The sequence below is a fragment of the Teichococcus aestuarii genome, from assembly GCF_042651065.1.
In the GTDB taxonomy this organism is placed as follows: domain Bacteria; phylum Pseudomonadota; class Alphaproteobacteria; order Acetobacterales; family Acetobacteraceae; genus Pseudoroseomonas; species Pseudoroseomonas aestuarii.
In genome coordinates this window covers 170,518-192,325 of record NZ_JBHSCH010000004.1, presented here as the reverse complement: position 1 = coordinate 192,325, position 21,808 = coordinate 170,518, and the positions used below count along the sequence as shown (strand labels likewise).

Below are 21,808 nucleotides of genomic sequence, written 5' to 3'. Positions count from 1 at the left end.
CCCAGGCTCCAGGCCCACGCCCCGGGCCGCGGCCGCTGCCCTGTTGCCCCGCCGCGTGCAGGCCGCGTAAGGACGGGCGACCATGCGCCACTTCCCCATCTTCCTGGACCTCCAGGGCCGCGACGTGCTGCTGCTGGGCGCCGGCGAGGCGCTGGAGGCCAAGGCCGCGCTGCTCGCCGCCGCCGGTGCCCGCCCGCGCCACGCCGCGCGCTTCTCGCCCGCGCTGCTGGAAGGCATCGCGCTGGCCTGCGCCGCCGGCGCGCCGGAAGAGGATCTGCACGCCCTGGCGGAAGCCTGCCGCGCCCGCGGCATCCCGGTGAACGTGGTGGACCGGCCCGAGCTGTGCGGCTTCATCACCCCCGCCATCGTGGACCGTGACCCCATCACCATCGCCATCGGCTCGGGCGGCGCGGCGCCAGCGCTGGCGCGCATGGTGCGGCAGCGGATCGAGACGGTGCTGGCGCCGGGCCTCGGGCGGGTGGCGGCGCTGGCGCGGCGCTTCCAGCGCGCCGTGCGCGCCCGCCTGCCCGACCTCGCCGCGCGCCGCCGCTTCCTCGACGCCGCGCTGACCGGCCCCGCCGCGCAACTGGCCGCGGCCGGGCGCGTGGCCGAGGTGCGCGCCGCCTTCGCCGCCGCGCTGGATGCGGCCTAGGCGGCGCCGGCGCGCAGCGTGCCTCTGGTCGGCGCCGGGCCGGGCGCCGCCGACCTCCTCACCCTGCGCGCGCTGCGCCTGCTGGGCGAGGCCGATGTCATCGTGCATGACCGCCTGGTGCCGGCGGAGGTGCTGGAGATGGCGCGGCGCGACGCGCGGCGCATCTATGTCGGCAAGGTGCGGTCGCATCACTGCGTGCCGCAGGCGGAGATCAACGCGCTGCTGGTCCGCCTGGCGCGGGAGGGCATGAAGGTCGTGCGGCTGAAGGGCGGCGACCCCTTCATCTTCGGCCGCGGCGGCGAGGAGAAGGAGGCGGTGGAGGCCGCCGGCCTTGTCTGCGAAGTGGTGCCCGGCATCACCGCGGCGCTGGCCTGCGCCGCGCAGGCGGGCATTCCCCTCACCCACCGCGACGCCGCCCGCAGCCTCACCCTCGTCACCGGCCACACGCGGGAGGGCCGGCTGGATGTGAACTTTGCCAGCCTGGCTCAGCCGGGGCAGACGGTCGCGGTCTATATGGGCGTCACCACCCTGCCGGCGCTGTTCGCGGGCATCGTGGCGGCGGGGGGCGACCCTTCGCAGCCGGCGGCCTTCATCGAGCGCGGCGGCACGTCGCGGCAGCGCGTGCTGCGCGGCAGCTTCGCCGAGGTGGCGCGGCAGGCCCAGGGCTGGGTGGAGGACGGCCCCGCCCTGCTGCTGCTGGGCGAGGCCTGCGCGCGCGGCGGCCTGCCGCTGGCCGCCGCCGCCGAGGAGCAGGCAAGCACCGCACCTTGACCGCTCACGCAACCGGGCCCATGGCCGCGCGTTGCCAATGGCCGGTGCGCCGCCGGCGGAACAAGGATGAACGACAATGCGGCTGGATGGTCCGGAAAGCCGGAATATCGAGGATCGGCGGGGCCAGGGTGGCAGCCGGGGCGGCGGCCGGGGCCTCGCCGTGGGCGGCGGGCTGGGCGGCGTGGTGCTGGTGGTGATCTGCCTGGCGCTGGGCATCGACCCTTCCGTGCTGTTCATGGATGAGGGCGGCGTGCCCACGCAGCAGACCCAGCAGACCCAGCAGGCCCGCCCCGGTCCGGGCGGCGAGGCCACCGCCGGCGGCGATGCGGAACGCCGCTTCGTCGCCCAGGTGCTGGGCGACACGGAGCTGGTCTGGAAGGCGCAGTTCCGCCAGCTCGGCCGGCCCTACCAGGACCCGGTGCTGGTGCTGTTCAACGGCGCCGTGCAGTCCGGCTGCGGCGCGGCGCAGTCCCAGGTCGGCCCGTTCTACTGCCCGAACGACCAGCGCATCTACATCGACCTCGGCTTCATGGCACAGCTGCAGCGCCAGCTCGGCGCCAATGGCGATTTCGCCGCCGCCTACATCGTGGCGCACGAGGTGGGGCACCATGTGCAGCAGCAGCTCGGCATCCTCGACCTGACGCGCTCCCTGCAGCAGCAGGCGGGCGAGCTGACGGAGGCCAACGCCATCCAGGTGCGGGTGGAGCTGCAGGCCGATTGCTTCGCCGGGCTCTGGGCCAGGCAGGCCGACCAGGCGCGCGCCATCCTGGAGAAGGGCGACGTGGAGGAAGGGCTGAACGCCGCCGCCGCTGTGGGCGACGACCGCCTGCAACGCCGCGCGCAGGGCCAGGTGCAGCCCGAGAGCTTCACCCATGGCTCCTCGCAGGACCGGGTGCGCTGGTTCCGCACCGGGCTGGAGCGCGGCGAGCTGGCCGCCTGCGACACCTTCGCGGGCCTGCGCTGACACCACCGGCCTTGACGCCTGCCGGCGCGTGGTGGCCCATGCTGCCACCACACGCCGGATGCCGACTCTCCCCATGACCCTACCGCCGCCCCTGGCCCTGACGATGGGCGAACCCGCCGGGATCGGCGGCGAGATCGCGGCGCGCGCCTGGGCGGCGCTGCGGGAGAGCGGCCCGGCCTTCCTGTTCCTGGGCGACGCGGCGCTGCTGCCCGGCATCCCCACCCGCACGGTGACGGAGCCGGCGGAGGCTCCTGGCCTGTTCCGGGAGGCCCTGCCGGTGCTGCCGCTGCCGCTGGCCGCCCCCGTGCGGCCCGGCCAGCCGGATGCGCGCAACGCGCCCCCCGTCATCGCCGCCATCGAGCGGGCCGTGGCGCTGGCCCTCGAAGGGCGCGTGGGCGGGGTGGTGACCAACCCGATCCAGAAATCCGTGCTCACCGCCGCCGGCTTCCGCCACCCCGGCCACACCGAGTTCCTCGCCGCCCTGGCGCCGGGAGACGGCCCGCCGGTGATGCTGCTGACCGCCGCCGGGCTGCGTGCCGTGCCGGTCACCATCCACCAGTCGCTGCGCAGCGCCATCGAGAGCCTGACGGTGGAGAAGATCGTCGCCATCGGCCGCGCCACGGCGGCGGGGCTGCGCCAGGATTTCGGCATCGCCGCGCCGCGTCTGGCGCTGGCCGGGCTGAACCCCCATGCCGGCGAGGACGGCACCATGGGCACGGAGGACCGCGACATCGTCGCCCCCGCCGTGGCCGCGCTGCGCGCCGGGGGTATCGACGCGCGCGGCCCCTACCCGGCCGATACGCTGTTCACCCCTCAGGCCCGCGCCGGCTACGACGCGGCGCTCGGCATGTATCACGACCAGGCGCTGATCCCGGTGAAGACGCTCGACATGCATGGCGGGGTGAACGTCACCCTTGGCCTGTCGGTGGTCCGCACCAGCCCGGACCACGGCACGGCGCTCGACATCGCCGGCCAGGGCCGGGCCGACCCCGGCAGCCTGATCGCCGCGCTGCGGCTGGCCGCAGAGCTCGCCGCGCACCGCCAGAGGAGAGAGTGTCCGTGAAGCCGCTGCGCCTTTCGGTCAATGTCGACCACGTCGCCACGCTGCGCAACGCGCGGGGCGGCCGCTTCCCCTGCCCGGTGGAGGCGGCGCGCGCCTGCCTCGCCGCCGGGGCGGACGGCATCACCATCCATCTGCGCGAGGACCGGCGCCATATCCGCGACGAGGATGCCCGCCGCATGGCGGCCGAGCCGGGGCTGCGGCTGAACTTCGAGATGGCGGCCACCGAGGAGATGGTGGGCATCGCCCTCTCCCTCGCCCCCGCCGCCTGCTGCCTGGTGCCGGAGAAGCGTGCCGAGCTGACCACCGAGGGCGGGCTCGACGTGCTGCGCGCCGGCCCCTCCCTGGCCGAGGCGGTGCGCCGGCTCGCGGGCGCCGGCATCGAGGTCTCGCTCTTCGTGGAGCCCGACCCGGCGCAGATCGACGCGGTGGCCGCGCTCGGCGCGCAGGCGATCGAGCTGCACACCGGCACCTATGCCGACACCGCGCCCGAGGCACGTGGCCCGCTCCTCGCCCGGCTGCGCGCCGCCGCCGGGCACGCCGCCGGCCTCGGCCTCGCCTGCCATGCCGGGCATGGGCTGGACTATGAAAGCGTGGTCGGCATCGCCGCCATCCCGCAGGTGGAGGAGGTGAGCATCGGCCACTTCCTGATCGGCGCCGCGGTGTTCGAGGGGCTGCCGGGCGCCGTGGCGCGGATGCGCGCGGCGATCGCCGCCGGCCGCTCGGAAACCGGCCATTGAGGAAAGAAGCACCGGGGCAGGAACGCCCAGGTTGAAAATTGTCTCGCGGATTTATAGCATTCGGATGTCGAGACTGCGTGGCAAAGCGAGTACGATCACACTGACCGTGTCGCCGGGCAGAGGCTGAGCGGCACCAGACCTTCCAGAAAGGGGGCCGGGTGGAAGCACAGGGTAGCCGCCATGCAAGGCGGAGCGGGTGGGCGAATCGCCCGGCCCGGCTTTGCCGGAGATGCCCTTGCCCGATCCATCCTTAGGACCGGGCCGGGGGCGGCCAGCACCGGGCGCCGTCGGGCGCCGCCCCAGGCGCTCCCTCGCCTTCTATCTGTTCCTGCTGTGCTTCGTGCTGCTGGTGCCGGTCGTGCTGCTCTCCGGGTTGATGCTGCACGGCCTGTTCGAGGCCGAGCGGGAGCGCCTGTGGCGCGCCGCGCATGACCGCGCCCGGGCCATCACCATCGTGCTGGAGCGGGATCTGGCGAGCCGCATTGCCGCGCTGCAGGCGCTCGCCGCCTCGCCGGAACTGGACGAGGCCGTGCCGGAGCCATCCATGCTGGAGGGATTCGCCCGCCAGGCGCGCGCCATCGAGACCCTGCTGGACGGCAGCGTCACCCTGCTCGACCCGGCAGGCCACTTCGCCGACCCGCGCGGCACGGCCGCGGCGGGCGGGGACAGGCCGACACTGCCCGGCTTCCTGGAGGTGCGGGCCGATGAAGGCGCGCCGCTGCGGCTGGTCGTGCCGGTGTCGCGGGGGGGCCGGCTGCTTCGGGCGCTGAGCCTTGACATGAGCCCGGACTGGCTGCGCCGGCAGTTGCTGCAGGCCCGGCTGCCACCGGGCTGGATCGCCGTGGCGGTCGACAGGGACGGGCGGCTGATGGCGCGCACGGAACGGCAGGAGGAGTTCCAGGGCCAGCGGATCGACGCCGCGCTGGTGCTGGCGGATGAGCAGACCACCCTCTGGCAGACCCGCAGCCTGACCGGCGAGCGGGTGCTGGTGGGCTATGCCGTTTCCGAGCTGTTCGGCTGGCGGGTGGGCGTGCTGGCCCCGGTGCGGCTGGTGGAGGACGCCCTGTATCCCTCCAGGACCTTCATGGGTGCGGCCTTCCTGCTCCTGGCGCTGGTGGCGGTCCTGCTGGCGCTGCTCTTCGCCCGGCGGATCGCCCGGCCGGTGCGGGCCCTGGCGGAGGCGGCGAAGGCGCTGGGCCAGGGCCGCGCGGTGCGGCTGCCGAACCTGCCGGTGCGGGAGCTGAACGATGTGGGGGCCGCCCTGGCCGAGGCCAGCCAGGCGCTGCAACGCCGGACCGCCGCCCTGGCCGAGAGCGAGGCGCGGCTGGCGCGCGCCCTGAAGGCGGGCCGGATCGCCACATGGGAATGGGAGGCGGCGGGCGACACCCTCACCGGCTCCCCGGGGCGGGAGGCGCTCTATGGCCGCCCGCCCGGCAGCCTCGGGGACCACGCGGCCCTGCTGGCGGCAACCCATCCCGAGGATCGGCCCCGCCTGCGCGCGACCATCGCCGCCGCGCTGGCGCCGGATGGCCCCGACCTCTACGACGTGAAGTTCCGCATCCTCCGCCCGGAAGGCACGGTGCGCTGGCTGCGCAGCCAGGGCGCGGTGGTGGAGCGCGAGGCCGGCGGCCGCCCGGCCCGGCTCAGCGGCGTGGTGATGGACATCACCGCCGCGCAGAAGGCGATCGAGCGCGAGCAGGTGCTGGTGAGCGAGGTGGACCACCGCGCGCGCAACGTGCTGACCGTGGTGCAGTCGCTGCTGCGCATGAGCCGGGCCGACGACCCGGCCGACTTCGCCGAGGCGGTGCGCGGCCGGGTCGGTGCCCTGGCCAAGGCGCACACCCTGCTGGCGCGGGAGCGCTGGAGCGGCGGCGAGTGGCATGCCCTGCTGCACGAAACCCTAGCCGCCTACCAGGCGGGGAAGCGCGTCCTGCGGCAGGGGCCGCCGCTGACGCTCGCGGCGCACAGCGTGCAGCCCCTGGCGATGGTGCTGCACGAGCTGGCCAGCAATGCCGCCCGGCATGGCGCCCTCTCGCACGACGGCGGGCGGGTGGAACTGTCCTGGTTCGTGCGGGAGGGCCGGCTGACCCTGCTCTGGGCGGAGCATGGCGGCCCGGCCCTGGCCGGGCCGCCCCTGCCTGGCTTCGGGCTGCGGCTTGTGGAAAGCACCATCCGCCGGCAGTTGGGCGGCGGGGTCGAGCTGGGCACAGCCGGCAACGTCCTGACCTGCCGCATCAGCCTGCCGGCGGAGCGGGTGCTGCGCGACGACAGCATGCCGCCGACCGCCTTCAGCCCCAGCGAGGCGGCTATCGCCCGCTTCGGCTGAGGCGGCGCGCCTCGGCGGCGTTCACCGTGCCTTCGGGCAGGGTGCCGGCGGCGAGGGCGGCCACCTGCCGCACCGTGTCCATCGCCTGATGCTCGGTGGCCGCGCGCGTCAGGCCGCCGATATGCGGGGTGGCCACCACATCCGGCCGGTGGGCCAGGGCGGGGCTCGGCATCTGGTCCGGCGCGCGGCCGACATCGAGCGCGGCGCCGCCGAGCTGGCCGCGCTCCAGCGCCGCCGCCAGGGCGGCCTCGTCCACCAGCTCGCCGCGCGCCAGGTTGATGAAGAAGGCACCGCGCCGCATCCGCGCGAAGGCGGCCTCGTCCATCAGGTCGCGGGTCTCCGGCGTGGCGGGGGCGAGGCAGACGACGAAATCGGCCTCGGCCAGCAGCGCCGGCAGATCCAGGAAGGTCACATCCTCCGTGGCCGGCGGATGGGGGTCGTTGGCCAGCACCCGCATGCCGCAGGCCCGGGCCAGCGCCCCCAGCCGCTGCGCGATGCGGCCATAGCCCACCAGCCCCAGCGTGGCGCCGCGCAGCTGCGTGCCCATGGCCGGCACCATGGCCTGCCCGGCCCGCGCCGCCCGCACGGCGGTGGAGACGCCGCGCGCCAGGTCGATCATCAGCCCGAGGCCCAGCTCGGCCACGGAATCGGTGAAGCCCGGCGTGGCCCGCGTCACCAGCACCCCGGCCGCCGAGGCGGCGGCGACGTCGATGGTGCTGATGTCCACCGCGCAGCGCAGGAAGGCCACGAGGTCGGGCGCGGCGGCGAAGGTCTCGGCCAGGCCCGGCGTGGCGCGGTCGGCCACGATGGCGTGGCAGCCGGCCGCGGCCTCGGCCAGGGCGGCGCCCTGCAGCACGCGGCCGGTGGGGTTGCGCACCACCTCGGCGTGACGGGACAGCGCCGCCAGCGGGCGCTCGCCATAGTAGTTGGCGAAGGCCGTCTCGGTGTGGGTCAGGAAAACCTTCATCGGACGGCCCCCCCTCCGCTCAGCCCAGGGCGCCGGCGCGCGGATCGTGGCGCGCCACGCGGGCGAGCAGGTACTCCACCTCGGCCTTGGCCTTGGCGGTCAGGCTGGCGCCCGGCTTGCGCTGCGCGTCGGAGGCGATGATGCCGCGCCGCGCCATGACGTATTTGCGCACGGCCAGCCCAGTCGGGCCCTGCTGCTGCTCGTAGCGCAGCAGCGGCAGGTGGGCGTCGAACAGGTCGTGCGCCGCGTCCCGCTGGCCCTCGGCCTGCAGCCGCACCACGTCGCACAGCATGTCGGGGAAGGCGTAGCCGGTCATCGCGCCATCGGCGCCGCGCTCCACCTCGAAGTCGAGGAACAGCCCGCCATTGCCGCAGAGGATGGAGATGGGGCGCATCGAGCCATCCGCCTGGAAGCCGCGCAGGGCGGAGATCTTCTCCAGGCCCGGCCAGTCCTCGTGCTTCAGCATCACGCAGGCCGCGTTCTCCTGCACGATGCGGCGGATGACGGCGTTGGTCATCACCACGGAAAAGGTCTGCGGGAAGTCCTGGATGACGAAGGGCACGTCCTCGCCGATCGCCTCGGAGGCCTGGCGGTAGTAGGTGGTGATCTGGTCGTCCGTGCGCAGCGTGTTGGGCGGCGCGATCATCACGCCGGCGGCGCCGGCCTCCATCGCGTTGCGGGCCAGGGCGCGCATCGCCGCGAAGCCGGGGGCGGAGACGCCGACGATCACCGGCAGCCCCTCGGCGCGGCGGATGAAGCGGCGGGCGATCTCCAGCGCCTCGGCGCCGTCGAGCTTCGGCGCCTCGCCCATCACGCCCAGCACCGTCATGCCGGTGCTGCCGACCGAGCGGTAGAAATCCGTCATGCGGTCGATCGAGGCGTAGTCCACCTGGCCATCGGCATGGAACGGGGTGGGGGCGATCGGGTAGACACCCTTGGCGGTGTGATCGAGCGGCATGCGGGAATTCCCTCCGGTACGGTGCGGATTCCTTTACCCGAGAAGCACCGGCAGGCAAACCGCGCCCCGGCGCGCTACCCTTGCGGGCGCACGGCGCTGTGGCAGGGTGGGGGCATGGCCAGACGCAGCAAGGATGCGCTCGGGAAAGCCGCCCGTCACGCGGCGATTCTCGAGGCGCTCGCGACCGACCCCACCGTCCGCATCAGCACGCTGGCGGATGGCTTCAACGTCTCCGCCGAGACGGTGCGGCGCGATGTGGAGGAGCTTTCCGCCCGCGGCATGGTGCGCCGCACCTATGGCGGCGCCTCCGCCTCCCACCCCGCCGTGCAGCCGGGCCTCGGCGAGCGCGAGCGCGTGCTGGTGGCCGAGCGCTCGCGCATCGGGCGGGAGGCGGCGGCGCTGGTGGAGGAGGGCGCGGTGGTGATGCTGGATGCCGGCAGCACCACCACGCATTTCGCCCGCGCCCTCGCCGCGCGTGGCGTGCGCGCCACGCTGCTGACCAACAGCCTGGACGCGGCGCTGGCCGCCGGCACCTCCGAGGCGCTGCGCGTGCTGGTGGCGCCGGGGGAGCTGAGCGTGGTGGAGCGCGGCCTCTACGGCGCCGAGACCCATGCCTTCCTGCGGCGCTTCAACGTGGACATGGCGGTGATCGGCGCCTCCGGCCTCACCGAGGAAGGGCCGTGCGAGGCGGAGAGCCGCGCCGCCTGGGTCAAGCGCGCCATGCTGGAGCGGGCGGAGCGGCGGCTGCTGCTTGCGGACTCTTCCAAGTTCGGCCGCGCCTTCCTGGAGGTGCTGGCGCCGCTGGAAAGCCTGACCGACGTGGTCACCGAGGCCCCGCCCCCGGCGGCGCTGGAGGCGGCGCTGGGGAAATGTGGGACTCGCCTCACAATCGCCGCGGATTCCTGAAAAACCTGTTTGACCTGCCACATTGAAGCGTGGCAGTTGTGTCATATATATGACACAAGAATCCACCCCTCCCCGGCCGCTCAGCGACGCCCCCGCCACAGGGCTGGCGGGGCTGCGCTACGTGCTGACCGACATCGACGACACCCTGACCACCGATGGCCGCCTGCCGGCCGAGGCCTATTCGGCGTTGCAGGCGCTGGACGCCGCCGGCATCGCCGTCATCCCTGTCACCGGCCGCCCGGCCGGGTGGTGCGACGCCATCGCCCGGCACTGGCCGGTGGCCGCGGTGGTGGGGGAGAATGGCGCGCTGTGGTACGCGCTGGACCGCCAGGCGCGGCGGATGCTCCGCTGGCAGGCCCAGACCGAGGCGGAGCGCCTGGCCAACCGCGCGCGGCTGATGGCGCTGGCCGATGCGGCCATGGCCGCCGTGCCGGGCGCCGCCATCGCCGCCGACCAGCCCTTCCGCCTCTTCGATGTGGCGGTGGATTTCTGCGAGGATGCCGGGCCGCTCGACCTCGGCGCCGCGCGGCGCATCGCGCAGGTGTTCCTGGACGGCGGCGCCGAGGCCAAGGTCTCCTCCATCCACGTCAATGCCTGGATCGGCGGCTGGGACAAGCGCGCGGGCATCGAGGCGCTGTTCGCCGCCCGCTTCCGCCTCTTCGCCGCGCTGCGCGACAGCGTGGCCTTCGTGGGCGACAGCGGCAATGACGCGCCGCTCTTCGGCGCTGTGCCTTTCTCCGTGGGGGTGGCGAATGTCGCCCCCTTCCTGGCCGGCATGGCGACGCCGCCGGCCTACATCACCCGTGCCGAGGGCGGCGCGGGCTTTGCCGAGTTCGCCGACGCGCTGCTCCAGGCGCGTGGCGCGATGCGAGAGGAAACGGCCGCATGAAGAACACGATCCTGGCGAGCACCGCGCTTGCCCTCACCCTCTGGGCCCTGCCCGGCGCGGCGCCCGCCATGGCGCAGGATGGCGCCTGCGCCTTCCGCGGTTCGCTCGACGAAGGCTATTGCGACACCAACCGCGATATGGTGGCCGACACCCCGGCCGACGCCTCGAAGCTGCGCGACCCCTCCACCATTGTCTTCACCTACACCCCCGTGGAGGACCCGGCGCTCTATTCCAGCCAGTTCCGCCCCTTCCTGGAATACCTCGGCAAGTGCACCGGCAAGCGCGCCGTGTACTTCCAGGTGACCTCGAACGCCGCCCAGGTGGAGGCGATGCGCTCCGGCCGGCTGCATGTGGCGGGCTTCTCCACCGGCCCCACCGCCTTCGCGGTGAACCTCGCCGGTGCCGTGCCCTTCGCCGTGAAGGGCAACGCGGATGGCTTCGAGAGCTACAAGGTCGTCATGCTGGTGAAGGCGGACAGCCCGTACAAGACGCTGGCCGACCTCAAGGGCAAACGCGTGGCGCACACCTCCGCCACCTCCAACTCCGGCAACCTGGCGCCGCGCGCCTTCTTCCCCGGCCTCGGCCTGACGCCGGAGACCGATTACCAGGTGGTCTATTCCGGCGGCCATGACCGCAGCGTGATGGGCGTCAACGCCGGCGACTACGATGCGGCGCCCGTGGCCTCCGACGTCTGGACCCGCATGGTGGCGCGCGGCCAGGTGAAGCGCGAGAACTTCCGCATCCTGTGGGAGAGCCAGCCCTTCCCCACCAGCGGCTTCGCCGTGGCGCACGACCTGAAGCCGGAGCTTTCCCAGAAGATCCGCCAGTGCTTCCTCGACTACCGCTTCCCCGAGCAGATGGCCAAGGACCTCGGCGGCAATGACCGCTTCTGGCCCGCCACCTATGCCGAGCAGTGGGCCCCGGTGCGCGCCGTGGCCGATGCGGTGAACGCGCCCTACAACCGCGCCGCCTTCGACGCCGAGGCCCGCAAGGAGCTGGAGGCCGAGGCCCGCAAGCGCGCCCAGCAGCAGCCCGCCGCCCCCACCCATGTCGCGCCCACGGGTGCCGCCCCCGCGGCACGCTGAGCGCCGGAAAGCCAACGCCATGTCCGCCACGCTGACCGCCGCGCCGCCGCCGGCAACCCGCCTCGAGCATGCCCTGGAGATCCGGGGCCTGTTCAAGGAGTACACCGCCGGCAAGCCGGTGCTGAAGGGCATCGACCTCGCGGTCGCGGCCGAGGGGATCACCGCCATCATCGGCCCCTCCGGCACCGGCAAGTCCACCCTGCTGCGCTGCATCAACCGGCTGGTCGAGCCGACGCGGGGCGAGATCCGCCTGCGCGGCACCGAGCTGACCGGGCTGCGCGGCAAGGACCTGCGGCTGGCGCGGCGGCGCATCGGCATGGTGTTCCAGGAATACAACCTGGTGGAGCGCCTGACGGTGATGGAGAACGTGCTGAGCGGAAGGCTCGGCTACGTGCCGTTCTGGCGCGCCTGGCTGCGCAAGTACCCGGAGGCCGACATCCAGCGCGCCTTCATGCTGCTGGACGCGGTGGGCCTGCCCGAGCACGCCACCCGCCGCGCCGACGCGCTCTCGGGCGGCCAGCGCCAGCGCGTGGGCATCGCCCGCGCGCTGATGCAGCGCCCCGAGATCCTGCTCGCCGACGAGCCCACCTCCTCGCTCGACCCGCGCACCGCGGTCGAGGTGCTGGAGCTGCTGGCGAAGCTGACGGCGGCGGAGAACGTGCCGGTCATCATCAACATCCACAACGTCGATCTCGCCAAGCGCTACGCCCGCCGCATCGTCGGCATGGCCGGCGGCAGCGTGATCTTCGACGGCCCGCCGGAGGCCCTGCAGACCCACCACCTGCAGGCCATCTATGGCGGCGAGGATTGGCTGTGAGCGCCACGCATCCCTCGCCGGAGGCGGCGCGGCGCGTCGCCTTCGCGCCCAACTGGCCGATGCGGCTGGCGCTGCTGGCGATCGCGGCCTACGCCGTCTGGGCCAGCTCCCGCCTCGGGCTGAGCTGGGACCGGCTGGGGCACGGCCTCGGCGAGGGCGGGCGGCTGCTCGCCCGCATGGTGCCACCCAATTTCGAGCGCTGGGGCCTGCTGCTGGAAGGCATGCTGGAGAGCCTGCAGATCGCGGTGCTGGCCTCGGCCATCGGCATCGCCATCTCGCTGCCACTCGGCGTGCTGGCGGCGCGCAACCTCTCGCCCTGGTGGATCTCGGGGCCGGTGCGCGCGGTGATCGCCGTCTGCCGCTCGCTGCACTACGTCATCGTCGCCATCCTCTTCGTCAAGGCGATCGGCTTCGGCGCGCTGGCCGGCACGGCGGCGCTGGTGGTGGCCTCAGTCGGCTTCATCGCCAAGCTCTTCGCCGAGGCGATCGAGGAGATCTCGATGAAGCAGGTGGAGGCGATCCGCGCCACGGGCGCCGGCGTGATGAAGGTGCTGGCCTATGCGGTGCTGCCGCAGGTGGCCTCACGCTTCATCGGCTTCTGCCTCTACCAGCTCGACAGCAACCTGCGGAACTCCACCCTGGTCGGTATCGTCGGCGCGGGCGGCATCGGCGGCACGCTGTTCGCGGCGTTCAAGCGCTTCGACTACGACTTCGTCGCCGCCATCCTGCTCTCCATCATCGCCCTCATCTTTCTGGCCGAGATCATCTCCGGCCGCGTCCGGGCCGCCCTGCGATGAACAGCATGACCTCCCCCTCCTTCGGCGACCCGATGGCGCCGCTGCGGCGTGAATGGACGCGCCACACGCCGGGCCAGCGGCTCTCGCGCTTCGCGGTGTGGCTGGTCTGCGTGGCCGCCATCGTCTGGGCGGTGCGCAGCATCGACATCATCCCCGAGTTCCTGGCCGACGCGCCGGAGCAGATGGCCGACCTGCTGATCCGCATGTGGCCGCCCAATGTCGCGCATTACTACCCCGAGGTGCACAACGCGCTGATCGAGACGCTGCACATCGCGACTCTCGGCACGCTGTTCTGCTTCATCCTCGCCGTGCCGCTGGCGCTGATGGCGGCGCGCAACATCTGCCCGATCAAGCCCCTCAACGTGGTGGCGCAGTTCAGCCTGGTGGCCTCGCGCTCGGTCAATTCGCTGGTCTGGGCGCTGCTCTTCGTCGCCATCTTCGGCCCCGGCGCGGCGGCGGGCGTCTTCGCCATCGCCTTCCGCTCGGTGGGCTTCGTCGGCAAGCTGCTCTCCGAGGCGCTGGAGGAGACCAACCACGGCCCGCGCGAGGCGCTGCGCGCCGCCGGTGCCTCCTGGGGCGCCGAGATGCTGAAGGGCGTCTGGCCGCAGGTTCAGCCGGCCTTCTGGGGCATCGCCCTGTTCCGCTGGGACATCAACGTGCGCGAGAGCGCCGTGCTGGGCCTGGTGGGCGCCGGCGGCATCGGGCTGGTGCTGGACGACGCCATCAACTTCTTCCAGTGGGACCGCGTTTCCACCGTGCTGCTGGCGATCCTGGCCGTGGTGCTGATCGCCGAGATCATCGTCACCCGTCTCCGTTCGAGGCTTCTCTGATGACCACCGACACTGTCGATCTGCTGGTGATCGGCGGCGGCGCCAATGGCGCCGGCATCGCGCGCGACGCGGCGGGGCGGGGGCTCTCCGTCCTGCTCGCCGAGCGCGGCGACCTGGGCGGCGCCACCTCCTCCGCCTCCTCCAAGCTGGTGCATGGCGGCCTGCGCTACCTGGAGCACTACGAGTTCCGCCTGGTGCGCGAGGCGCTGGGCGAGCGCGAGGTGCTGCTGCGCCTCGCCCCGCACATCGTCTGGCCGATGCGCTTCGTGCTGCCGCACCTCGCGGGGATGCGCCCGCGCTGGATGCTGCGCGCCGGGCTGTTCCTCTACGACAACCTTGCCCGCCGCGTGACCCTGCCGGCGAGCGAGGCGCTGGATTTCCGAACCCATCCCTGGGGTACGCCGCTGAACGGCGAATCCCGCCATGGCTTCGCCTATTCCGATGCCTGGGTGGAGGATGCGCGCCTCGTCATCCTCAACGCGCGGGACGCTGCGGCGCGCGGCGCCACCATCCTGGTGCGCACCGCCTTCACCGGCGCGAAGCGCGATGCCCAGGGCTGGACCGCCACGCTGCGTGAGGAGGGCGGCGAGGTACGCACCGTGCGCGCCCGTGCCATCGCCAACGCGGCCGGGCCGTGGGTGATGCAGGCGCTGGGCGAGACGGGCGTGGCGGCGAAGGACCGCATCCGCCTCGTGCGCGGCAGCCACATCGTCGTGCCCGCGCTCTACGAGGGCGATCAGGCCTACATCCTGCAGAACGACGACCGCCGCGTGGTCTTCGTCATCCCCTATGAGGGGCGCTTCACGCTGATCGGCACCACCGACGTGCCGCACGACGCCGATGCCGGCGCACCGCGCTGCACGCCGGAGGAAGCCGCCTATCTCTGCCGCGCCGTCTCCCGCCAGTTCCGCCGCCCCGTCTCGCCCTCGGACATCGTCTGGAGCTATTCCGGCGTGCGGCCGCTGCACGATGACGGCGCCGAGAACCCCTCCGCCGTGACGCGCGACTACGTGCTCAAGATGAACACGGACGGCGCGCCACTGCTCTCCGTCTTCGGTGGCAAGATCACCACCTACCGCCGCCTCGCCGAGGATGCGGCAGGGCAGATCGCCACGGCGCTCGGCCATGCGGGGGCGGCCTGGACGGCGGGCGCCACCCTGCCGGGCGGCGACCTCGGCGGCCGCTCCAGCGCCGAGTTCCTGGCCGAGGCGGCGCGGCGCTACCCGTTCCTGCCGGCGGCGCAGCTCCGTCGGCTGTTCCACTGCTATGGTGGCGAGCTGGATGCCGTACTGGGGCAGGCGCGAAGCCCCGCCGACCTCGGCCGCGACCTCGGCGGCGGCATCACCGAGCGCGAACTGGACTGGATGGTGCGCCAGGAATGGGTGCGCACGCCCGAGGACGCCCTGTGGCGCCGCACCAAGCGCGGGCTGCACATGACGGAGGCGGAGCGCCAGGATTTCGCGCGCAGCTTCCAGGAAGTGCGGCAGGCGGCCTGAGGCAGGCTGGGGGAAGGAATTCCCCCAGACCCCCATCTTTTTTCTGCAAATTCAGTCCGTGCCGGCGCAGTGCAGGCGGTTGCCGGAAAGGCGGCTGATCCAGGCAGGGGCATCGGGCGTCATTTGCCGCACCGCCTCCAGCTCCAGGTCGCGCAGGATCACCACCAGCGCCTCGGGCGTGCGCGGGCCGCGCGGCATCGGCACCATCGGGCTGAAGAGCGTGCCGACGCCCTGCACCAGCACGGCCAGGCCGGGCTGCTCGGGCGGGTGCAGGAAGCCCTTCACCCGCAGCAGCCGGTCCCCGGCGAAGGCGGCGAGGTTCTCCAGCCAGTCCATCCGGTCCTCCCAGCTCGCCTCGGATGTGAACCTTGCCAGCAGCACCGAGACGCGGGGATGCGCGCCCGCCTCCCCCTCCGGCAGGGCGGAAGGGCGGCCGGGCGGGGCGGTGAAGGCGGCCAGCGCCCGGCGCGCGCAGTCCGCTTCCAGAACGGTCGTGGCCAGCGGGTTGATCGATTCCACCAGGGCCAGGGCGGCCTCGGGCGGAGTCTGGTCCAGCTTGGTGAAGACCACCGTGTCGGCGGCGGCGATCTGGGCGGCGAACTCCTCGAAATGCGCGGCGCGCTCGGCGGCCTGGGCGGCGTCGCAGGTGGCCACCACCCGCACCCGCAGCCCGTGCGGTGCGAGCGGCCCCAGCGAGCGCAGGATCGGCCCCGGCCTCGACAGGCCGCTGCATTCCAGGATGATGCGGCGGAAGGGCGCGCCCCCCGCCTCCTGCCGCTGGCGCAGCAGGTTCTCCACGGTGAAGACGAGGTCGTTGGTCAGCGAGCAGCAGACGCAGCCATTGCTCAGCAGCGCCAGCGGCAGCGTGCCCTCCGCCGCGATCACCGCGCCATCGACGTCGATCTGCCCCGCCTCGTTGACGATCACCGCCGTGTCCGCCGCCTCCGGCAGGCGCAGCCACTCGGTCAGCAGCGTGGTCTTGCCGCTGCCGAGGAAGCCGGCGAGCAGGATGAACTCCGCCGGCGCGTCCTCCGCCTCCCTCATGCGGGCGTGGGCGCCTTCGCCGCCTCCGCCTCCACCGCCTTCTGGTCGGCCACCATGCGGCGCAGATCGGCCAGCAGCTCCGGCACGTCCAGCACCAGACCGGCGCGGATGGTGTGGCGCAGCGCCTGGCGCCATTCGGGCTGGCCGGTCGCGTCGTTCAGCCGCAGCGCGCCGGTGCCGTAGAGCAGCTTGAAGTCCTCCAGCGGGTTCTCGTCCAGCACCAGCAGGTCGGCGCGCTTGCCGACCTCGACGCTGCCCGTCTCGCCATCGATGCCGAGCAGCTCGGCGCCCTGCAGCGTGGCCGAGCGCAGCACCTCCAGCGGGTTGAAGCCCGCCTCCTGCAGCAGCTCCAGTTCCCGCACATAGCCGAAGCCGAAGGTCTGGAAGATGAAGCCGGAATCGCTGCCGGTGCAGACCCGCCCGCCACGGTTCTTGTACTCGTTGAGGAAGGCCATCCAGAGCTTGTAGTGGGTCTTCCAGTCCACCTCGTTGCCGATGGTCCAGCGGAACCAGTAGGAGCCGTGGCCGCCGCGCGCGGGCTGGAAGAAGCGCCACATGCTGGGCCAAGTGTAGGAATCGTGCCAGTCGGCGCGGCGGGTGCGCATGACATCGCGGTTGGCGTCGTAGATCGTCATGGTGGGGACGAAGGTGAAGTCGAGGTCGAGGAACCGCTGCATCACCGCGTTCCACTTGGCGCTGCCGGGCTCGGCCGCCTGCTGGAAGGTCTGGCCGGCGGAGGAGAAGCGGAAATATTCGTCGTTGTAGTTGTAGCCGCTCGGGTAGCTCTGGACGATGCGGTTGTCGTAGAGCGCCTCGGGCAGGCCGTAATAGTGCTCGGCGCTGGTCAGGCCCCATTCGGCGGTGGTCAGCGCGTTCATCCGCGTCACCGCCTGTTGGGCATGGTGGCAGCCGCTGCGCAGGCCGAGGCCGCGGCACTCCTCCAGCGCCGCCTTCATAATCGCGGGCGGCGCGCCGAAGAACTTCACGCCATCCGCGCCACGCTCGGCCAGGCGGCGCAGCCAGGCGCGCCCCTCCTCCGGCGTGTGGATGGTCTTGAGCATGTCGTTGACGGCGGGGAAGTAGGAATGCGCGACGATGTTGGGCGCGGCGATGCGGTTGGCCGCCGAGGCCGCCTTCTGCTCCAGCATCCAGCCGAGCCCGCTGAAGCTGCCCATCTCGCGGATGGTGGTGACGCCATGCGCCAGCCACAGCTTGTACACGTAGTCCGCCGGCGCCGGCGTGCCGTGCAGCGCGTGGTAGGGCACGCCGGTGTGGGTGTGGCAGTCGATCATGCCCGGCGTCACGAACTTGCCGTGGCAGTCGATCTCCACCTCGCCCTCGGGCGGGCGGCGGGAGGGGCTGATCGGCTTGCCCGGCACGCCGACCGCGACGATGGCGGCGATGCGGTCGCGCTCGATGACGATGTCGGCCGGCCCCCAGGGTGGCGCGCCGGTGCCGTCGATGATGGTGGCGCCGCGCAGCACGAGCCGTCCATAGGGCCCCTGCCCGCGGTCGCGCGACGTCGCCGCCGGGACCGGCGGCATGCCCATCTTCAGGTTGCGCCCGGTGATTTCCTCACCGACATTCGTCATCTCCGCCATGGTTGGCGTTTCCTTCCAGGCTGTGGGCGTCACGCCGCGCGGTAGCGGCGGCCGAGCAGGGTGCTGCCGACCACCGTCAGCACCAGGGTCACCGCGAGCAGGATGAAGGCCAGCGCCGCGCCGAAGGGCCAGTTGTTGCCGCGCACGAACTGGTCGTAGACGGCGGGCGCCATCATCTTGAACTGCGGCCCGCCGAGCAGCACGGGCGTGGCGTAGGCGTTCATGCACAGGATGAACACCAGCACCGAGCCCGCCACCACGCCCGGCAGCGCCAGCGGCAGCACGACGCGGCGGAACACCGTCATCGGCCGGCCGCCGAGATTGGCCGCCGCCTCCTCCGCCTGGCGCGGGATGCCCTCGATGACGGCAGCCAGCGTCAGGATCATGTAGGGCAGCACCACGGCGACGATGCCCACCACCACCGCGCCGCCATTGTAGAGCAGCGGCAGCGGCCCGCTGGTGATGCCGGCCCCCATCAGCGCCGCGTTGATGGCACCCTCATTGCCGAGCAGCGCCATCCACCCCGCCGAGCGGACGACATTGCCCACCAGCAGCGGGAACAGCACGAGGATGGTGGCGAGGCTCTTCCAGCGGCTTTCCATCCGCGCCAGCCAGTAGGCGGCGGGAAAGCCGAGGGCGAGGGCCAGCACGGTGCAGCCCAGCGCCACGCCCAGCGTGGTGCCGAGTACCTGCTGGTAGTAGGGGTCCTGCACCGCGCGCCAGTAGTTCTCCGCGGTCGTCGCCTCCACCATCAGTTCGGTCGGGCTGAAGCGGTTGAGCGAGATGCGCGCCAGCAGCGCCATCGGCGCCACCAGCAGCATGACCACCAGCAACCCGGCGGGAAGGACGAGCGCGGCCATCGGTTACGCCTTGAACTGCTTGTTCCAGAAATCCAGGATCTCGCTGTGCGACTTCAGCAGGTAGTCGTAGTCCGGCGCGCGCAGGCGCTCCTGCTCGGCCTCGCTGAGGCTGATCTGCTGGGCGATCGCGGCCGGCAGCGGCGCGTCCTTCACCGTGGGCAGGTAGCCCATGCGGTCGGCGAAGGCGGCCTGGGCGGAGGGCTGCAGCATCGCGTCCAGATAGGTGTAGGCGTTGTCCTTGTTGCGGCTGTTCTTCGGGATCGCCGCCTCGAAGACGATGGCGTAGGCGCCTTCCTTCGGCACCACATGCTTCACCGGGATGCCGGCCTTCTGCCACATGAAGCCGCGCGCCAGCCACATCGGCGTCAGCCACACCTCCTCGGACTTCAGGGCGCCGGCCAGCGCCTCGTTCGAGGGGTAGATGCGCGCATCGAGCGAGCGCATCTCCATCAGCTTCTTCTTGGCGGGCTCGTAGTCGCTGAAGCTGCCGCCGCCGGCCATGGCGGCGGAGAAGGTGTTGGTGCTGTAGAGGATGTCCGAGAAGCCGACGCGGCCGCGGTACTTCGGGTCCCACATGTCGGCGAAGCCGGTGGGCGGCGTGGTCACCTTGCTCGGGTTGTAGAGCAGCACCAGCGCCGAATAGATGTGCGGCACCGCATAGGGCTTGGCCAGCGCCGGCAGTATGGCGGAGCCGCGCTTCAGCTTGCCCATCTCCAGCGGCTCGAACACGTTCTGCGCCGCCACCATGTGCATGTCGGTGTCCGACAGGCAGGCGATGTCGTAGGTGCCGCGGCGGGCTTGGCGCTCGGCCAGCAGCTTGGTCTTGCGCGGGTCGGCCACCGCGATGTCCTGCAGCACCTCGATGCCCTGCGGCACCACCAGGGGCTGGTCGATGTTCTGGCGCAGCAGCTCGCCATAGTCGCCGCCCCAGGTGCCGACCACCACCTGCTTCGACTGGGCGCGGGCCAGGCCGGGCAGGCCGGCGGTGAGGGATGCGAGGGCGGCGGCGCTGCCGGTCAGCGCCGCGCGGCGGGTTGTCGTCATGCCTTGTCTCCCGTTGTTCCTGGGCATCGTCGTCGTCATTCGGCGGGCAGCAGCCGCGCGGCGGCGGCATCCCAGCTGAGCACCACCGCATCCCCCACCGCAAGCCGCCGCAGCGGGTCGCCGAGCGGCGCGGTCGGGCGGGCCACCAGCAGCGCCGTGCCGTCCTGCTCCACATGGTACTCGGTCTGCGCGCCGAGATAGGTGACGGCGGTGATGCGCGCGCGCCCCGCCGGGTCGGGCGCCAGCCCGATCCGCTCCGGCCGCAGCGCCAGCAGCGCCGCGCCGGTGGGGGCGGGGCCGGGGGCGGCACCGCTGTCGCAATGGAGCAGCGCGCCGCTCTCGGCGCGGAAGGCGTCCGCCGCCTCCAGCCGCCCGGGGATCAGGTTGCAGCGGCCGACGAAGCCGGCCACGAAGGGGTCGGCCGGGTGCTCGTAGAGCTCCTCGGCGGTGCCCACCTGCCGCACCCGGCCGCGCTCCATCACCACCAGCCGGTCGGCCATGGTCAGCGCCTCCTCCTGGTCGTGCGTCACGATCAGGGTGGTCAGGCCCAGGCGCTGCTGCAGCGCGCGGATCTCCATCCGCACCTCGCCGCGCAGCTTGGCGTCGAGGTTGGAGAGCGGCTCGTCGAGCAGGAACACCGCCGGGTTCACCACCAGGGCGCGGGCCAGCGCCACGCGCTGCTGCTGGCCGCCCGAGAGCTGGCGCGGCAGCCGGTCCGCCAGATGGTCGAGCCGCACCAGGCGCAGCGCCTCCATCACGCGGGCGTCGCGCTCGGCGCGGCCGACCTTCCGCATCTCCAGCCCGAAGGCGACGTTCTGCGCCACGCTCATATGCGGGAACAGCGCGTAGGACTGGAACACCATGCCCGTGTCGCGCGCATAGGGCGGCGTGTGCGTCACGTCCTGGCCGCCGATGATGACGCGGCCGGCGGTGGGCGGGATGAAGCCCGCCACCATGCGCAGCGTCGTCGTCTTGCCGCAGCCGGAGGGGCCGAGCAGCGCCACCATCTCGCCTTGCGTCACCTCCAGGTCGACCCGCTCCACCGCCGTGGAGGAGCCATAGCGCTTGCTCAGCGCCTCCAGCACCAGGCTGCCCATCAGCTCTCGTCCTCAGTCCGGTGTGGCACGGTCAGACAACCCTCGACAGTTTCACGAAGCGGTCGGTGATGAGCATCAGCCCGGCCACCAGCACGATCTGCACCGTGGCGACGGCGGCGAGCGTCGGGTCGATGCGGAATTCCAGGTAGCTCAGCATGGCCACCGGCAGGGTGGTGCGCCCCGGCCCCACCAGCAGCAGCGTCAGCTCCAGATTCTCGAAGCTCTGGATGAAGGAGAACAGCGCGGCGGCGACGATGCCGGGGCGGAGCATGGGCAGCGTCACGCGGCGGAACACGGTGAGCGGCCGGGCGCCGAGATTGGCCGCCGCCTCCTCCGCCGCGCGGTCCAGCCCCTGCAGGCTGGCCGAGACCAGCCGCACCGTCCAGGGGATGGTCAGCAGCACATGCGCGGCGACCAGCCCCTCCAGCGTCGCCGTCAGGTCGCGGTCCAGCCAGAACTCGGCGCGCAGATAGAACATGTAGAGCGCGGTGCCCGCCACCACGCCGGGCACGGCCAGCGGCCCCAGCAGCAGCGTGTTCAGCGCGCCCTTGCCGCGGATGGCGCTGCGCTGCAGGGCCAGCGCCGCCGCCGTGCCCAGCGGCACGCCGATGGCCGTGGCCAGCAGCGCCACCTGCAGGCTGGTGACGAAGCCGCGCGCGAATTCCTGCCGCGCCCAGGCGTTCACGTACCATTCCAGCGTCAGGCCGGGCGGCGGGAAGCTGACGATCTCCTGCCGGAACACGCTGATAACCATCACCATCGCGACCGGCGCCAGCATCAGCAGGAAGGCCGCGCCGATCGCGGTGCGGAACAGCAGGGTGCGGGGAGCGGGCAGAAGCATGCGGTGGAACCTCCGGGCCGTAAATTGCCCGTGCCGGCCGCCCGCGTCGAGGGCGGCGCGGCC

At 72.7% G+C, this 21,808-nt stretch carries 21 protein-coding genes; 13 read left to right on the top strand and 8 right to left on the bottom strand.

The window, feature by feature from the left end:
- Positions 1–82 precede the first annotated feature (82 nt).
- The 6 genes from ACFOY6_RS03685 (at position 83) to ACFOY6_RS03660 (ending at position 6,513) form a co-directional block, all read left to right on the top strand.
- Positions 83–652 (top strand): precorrin-2 dehydrogenase/sirohydrochlorin ferrochelatase family protein, encoded by a 570-nt coding sequence (locus ACFOY6_RS03685; protein ID WP_379649016.1) that lies wholly within the window; start codon positions 83–85, stop codon positions 650–652.
- 18 nt (positions 653–670) lie between these two features.
- Complete coding sequence (gene cobA / locus ACFOY6_RS03680) at positions 671–1,423, top strand: uroporphyrinogen-III C-methyltransferase (protein ID WP_379649014.1); 753 nt, start codon at positions 671–673, stop codon at positions 1,421–1,423.
- 76 nt (positions 1,424–1,499) lie between these two features.
- Positions 1,500–2,387: a KPN_02809 family neutral zinc metallopeptidase gene (gene ypfJ / locus ACFOY6_RS03675; RefSeq protein WP_379649012.1), complete on the top strand. Its 888-nt coding sequence runs from the start codon at positions 1,500–1,502 to the stop codon at positions 2,385–2,387.
- A 73-nt stretch (positions 2,388–2,460) separates the two neighbouring features.
- A complete protein-coding gene (gene pdxA / locus ACFOY6_RS03670) occupies positions 2,461–3,450 on the top strand; it encodes a 4-hydroxythreonine-4-phosphate dehydrogenase PdxA (RefSeq protein ID WP_379649010.1) in 990 nt (329 codons plus the stop codon).
- Entirely contained in the window at positions 3,447–4,187 is a 741-nt protein-coding gene (locus tag ACFOY6_RS03665) for a pyridoxine 5'-phosphate synthase (protein WP_456316928.1), read from the top strand. The genes pdxA and ACFOY6_RS03665 overlap by 4 nt, the downstream gene beginning before the upstream one ends.
- Positions 4,188–4,422: 235 nt before the next feature.
- Positions 4,423–6,513: an HWE histidine kinase domain-containing protein gene (locus ACFOY6_RS03660; protein WP_379649008.1), complete on the top strand. Its 2,091-nt coding sequence runs from the start codon at positions 4,423–4,425 to the stop codon at positions 6,511–6,513.
- Here ACFOY6_RS03660 and ACFOY6_RS03655 read toward each other — a convergent pair.
- Positions 6,494–7,480, bottom strand: coding sequence for an NAD(P)-dependent oxidoreductase (locus ACFOY6_RS03655; protein WP_379649006.1), 987 nt, complete (start codon positions 7,478–7,480; stop codon positions 6,494–6,496). The two genes, ACFOY6_RS03660 and ACFOY6_RS03655, sit on opposite strands and share 20 nt — an antisense overlap.
- Before the next feature lie 19 nt (positions 7,481–7,499).
- The gene (locus tag ACFOY6_RS03650; protein WP_109517270.1) at positions 7,500–8,438 is read right to left on the bottom strand and encodes a dihydrodipicolinate synthase family protein; all 939 of its coding nucleotides are present in this window, start codon (positions 8,436–8,438) and stop codon (positions 7,500–7,502) included.
- A 114-nt stretch (positions 8,439–8,552) separates the two neighbouring features.
- Here ACFOY6_RS03650 and ACFOY6_RS03645 point away from each other — a divergent pair, with 114 nt between their 5' ends.
- From ACFOY6_RS03645 to glpD, 7 genes are read left to right on the top strand one after another with little or no spacing between them, the layout of a single operon-like run.
- Positions 8,553–9,344: a DeoR/GlpR family DNA-binding transcription regulator gene (locus ACFOY6_RS03645; protein WP_379640763.1), complete on the top strand. Its 792-nt coding sequence runs from the start codon at positions 8,553–8,555 to the stop codon at positions 9,342–9,344.
- A gap of 49 nt (positions 9,345–9,393) precedes the next feature.
- A complete protein-coding gene (locus ACFOY6_RS03640; RefSeq protein WP_379649004.1) occupies positions 9,394–10,233 on the top strand; it encodes an HAD family hydrolase in 840 nt (279 codons plus the stop codon).
- Entirely contained in the window at positions 10,230–11,318 is a 1,089-nt protein-coding gene (gene phnD / locus ACFOY6_RS03635) for a phosphate/phosphite/phosphonate ABC transporter substrate-binding protein (protein ID WP_379640761.1), read from the top strand. Before ACFOY6_RS03640 ends, phnD begins: the two co-directional genes overlap by 4 nt.
- 19 nt (positions 11,319–11,337) lie before the next feature.
- Positions 11,338–12,135, top strand: a complete 798-nt coding sequence (gene phnC, locus ACFOY6_RS03630; protein ID WP_379640760.1) for a phosphonate ABC transporter ATP-binding protein — start codon at positions 11,338–11,340, stop codon at positions 12,133–12,135.
- A complete protein-coding gene (gene phnE / locus ACFOY6_RS03625; protein ID WP_379640759.1) occupies positions 12,132–12,932 on the top strand; it encodes a phosphonate ABC transporter, permease protein PhnE in 801 nt (266 codons plus the stop codon). The genes phnC and phnE (ACFOY6_RS03625) overlap by 4 nt, the downstream gene beginning before the upstream one ends.
- Positions 12,933–12,937: 5 nt before the next feature.
- Positions 12,938–13,762 (top strand): phosphonate ABC transporter, permease protein PhnE, encoded by an 825-nt coding sequence (gene phnE / locus ACFOY6_RS03620; RefSeq protein WP_379649002.1) that lies wholly within the window; start codon positions 12,938–12,940, stop codon positions 13,760–13,762.
- Positions 13,762–15,258, top strand: a complete 1,497-nt coding sequence (gene glpD, locus ACFOY6_RS03615) for a glycerol-3-phosphate dehydrogenase (RefSeq protein WP_379649000.1) — start codon at positions 13,762–13,764, stop codon at positions 15,256–15,258. Before phnE (ACFOY6_RS03620) ends, glpD begins: the two co-directional genes overlap by 1 nt.
- Before the next feature lie 51 nt (positions 15,259–15,309).
- On the opposite strand, the gene ACFOY6_RS03610 is transcribed toward glpD, so the two are convergent.
- The 6 genes from ACFOY6_RS03610 to ACFOY6_RS03585 are packed head-to-tail and all read right to left on the bottom strand — an operon-like array spanning position 15,310 to position 21,745.
- Positions 15,310–16,302 carry a CobW family GTP-binding protein gene (locus tag ACFOY6_RS03610; protein ID WP_109517263.1) on the bottom strand — a complete coding sequence of 331 codons (993 nt, stop codon included), beginning with the start codon at positions 16,300–16,302 and terminating at the stop codon, positions 15,310–15,312.
- On the bottom strand, positions 16,299–17,903 hold the full coding sequence (locus ACFOY6_RS03605; RefSeq protein WP_379648997.1) for an amidohydrolase family protein: 1,605 nt from the start codon (positions 17,901–17,903) through the stop codon (positions 16,299–16,301). The genes ACFOY6_RS03610 and ACFOY6_RS03605 overlap by 4 nt, the downstream gene beginning before the upstream one ends.
- Positions 17,904–17,932: 29 nt before the next feature.
- Positions 17,933–18,763, bottom strand: a complete 831-nt coding sequence (locus ACFOY6_RS03600) for an ABC transporter permease (RefSeq protein ID WP_379640755.1) — start codon at positions 18,761–18,763, stop codon at positions 17,933–17,935.
- 3 nt (positions 18,764–18,766) lie between these two features.
- Complete coding sequence (locus ACFOY6_RS03595) at positions 18,767–19,807, bottom strand: ABC transporter substrate-binding protein (RefSeq protein WP_109517261.1); 1,041 nt, start codon at positions 19,805–19,807, stop codon at positions 18,767–18,769.
- Positions 19,808–19,842: 35 nt separating this feature from the next.
- On the bottom strand, positions 19,843–20,904 hold the full coding sequence (locus ACFOY6_RS03590; protein ID WP_109517260.1) for an ABC transporter ATP-binding protein: 1,062 nt from the start codon (positions 20,902–20,904) through the stop codon (positions 19,843–19,845).
- A 31-nt stretch (positions 20,905–20,935) separates the two neighbouring features.
- Entirely contained in the window at positions 20,936–21,745 is an 810-nt protein-coding gene (locus ACFOY6_RS03585) for an ABC transporter permease (protein ID WP_109517259.1), read from the bottom strand.
- Between the last annotated feature and the right edge of the window lie 63 nt (positions 21,746–21,808).

Excerpts from the sequence above, each read along its gene's own strand:
- ACFOY6_RS03650 (WP_109517270.1), bottom strand. The coding sequence starts at position 8,438 with ATGCCGCTCGATCACACCGCCAAGGGTGTCTACCCGATCGCCCCCACC.
- ACFOY6_RS03610 (WP_109517263.1), bottom strand. The coding sequence starts at position 16,302 with ATGAGGGAGGCGGAGGACGCGCCGGCGGAGTTCATCCTGCTCGCCGGC.
- ACFOY6_RS03595 (WP_109517261.1), bottom strand. The coding sequence starts at position 19,807 with ATGACGACAACCCGCCGCGCGGCGCTGACCGGCAGCGCCGCCGCCCTC.
- ACFOY6_RS03645 (WP_379640763.1), top strand. The coding sequence starts at position 8,553 with ATGGCCAGACGCAGCAAGGATGCGCTCGGGAAAGCCGCCCGTCACGCG.
- ACFOY6_RS03600 (WP_379640755.1), bottom strand. The coding sequence starts at position 18,763 with ATGGCCGCGCTCGTCCTTCCCGCCGGGTTGCTGGTGGTCATGCTGCTG.
- phnC (WP_379640760.1), top strand. The coding sequence starts at position 11,338 with ATGTCCGCCACGCTGACCGCCGCGCCGCCGCCGGCAACCCGCCTCGAG.
- glpD (WP_379649000.1), top strand. The coding sequence starts at position 13,762 with ATGACCACCGACACTGTCGATCTGCTGGTGATCGGCGGCGGCGCCAAT.
- ACFOY6_RS03605 (WP_379648997.1), bottom strand. The coding sequence starts at position 17,903 with ATGGCGGAGATGACGAATGTCGGTGAGGAAATCACCGGGCGCAACCTG.
- ACFOY6_RS03640 (WP_379649004.1), top strand. The coding sequence starts at position 9,394 with ATGACACAAGAATCCACCCCTCCCCGGCCGCTCAGCGACGCCCCCGCC.
- ypfJ (WP_379649012.1), top strand. The coding sequence starts at position 1,500 with ATGCGGCTGGATGGTCCGGAAAGCCGGAATATCGAGGATCGGCGGGGC.
- pdxA (WP_379649010.1), top strand. The coding sequence starts at position 2,461 with ATGACCCTACCGCCGCCCCTGGCCCTGACGATGGGCGAACCCGCCGGG.
- ACFOY6_RS03685 (WP_379649016.1), top strand. The coding sequence starts at position 83 with ATGCGCCACTTCCCCATCTTCCTGGACCTCCAGGGCCGCGACGTGCTG.
- ACFOY6_RS03655 (WP_379649006.1), bottom strand. The coding sequence starts at position 7,480 with ATGAAGGTTTTCCTGACCCACACCGAGACGGCCTTCGCCAACTACTAT.
- phnE (WP_379649002.1), top strand. The coding sequence starts at position 12,938 with ATGACCTCCCCCTCCTTCGGCGACCCGATGGCGCCGCTGCGGCGTGAA.
- phnD (WP_379640761.1), top strand. The coding sequence starts at position 10,230 with ATGAAGAACACGATCCTGGCGAGCACCGCGCTTGCCCTCACCCTCTGG.
- ACFOY6_RS03590 (WP_109517260.1), bottom strand. The coding sequence starts at position 20,904 with ATGGGCAGCCTGGTGCTGGAGGCGCTGAGCAAGCGCTATGGCTCCTCC.
- ACFOY6_RS03585 (WP_109517259.1), bottom strand. The coding sequence starts at position 21,745 with ATGCTTCTGCCCGCTCCCCGCACCCTGCTGTTCCGCACCGCGATCGGC.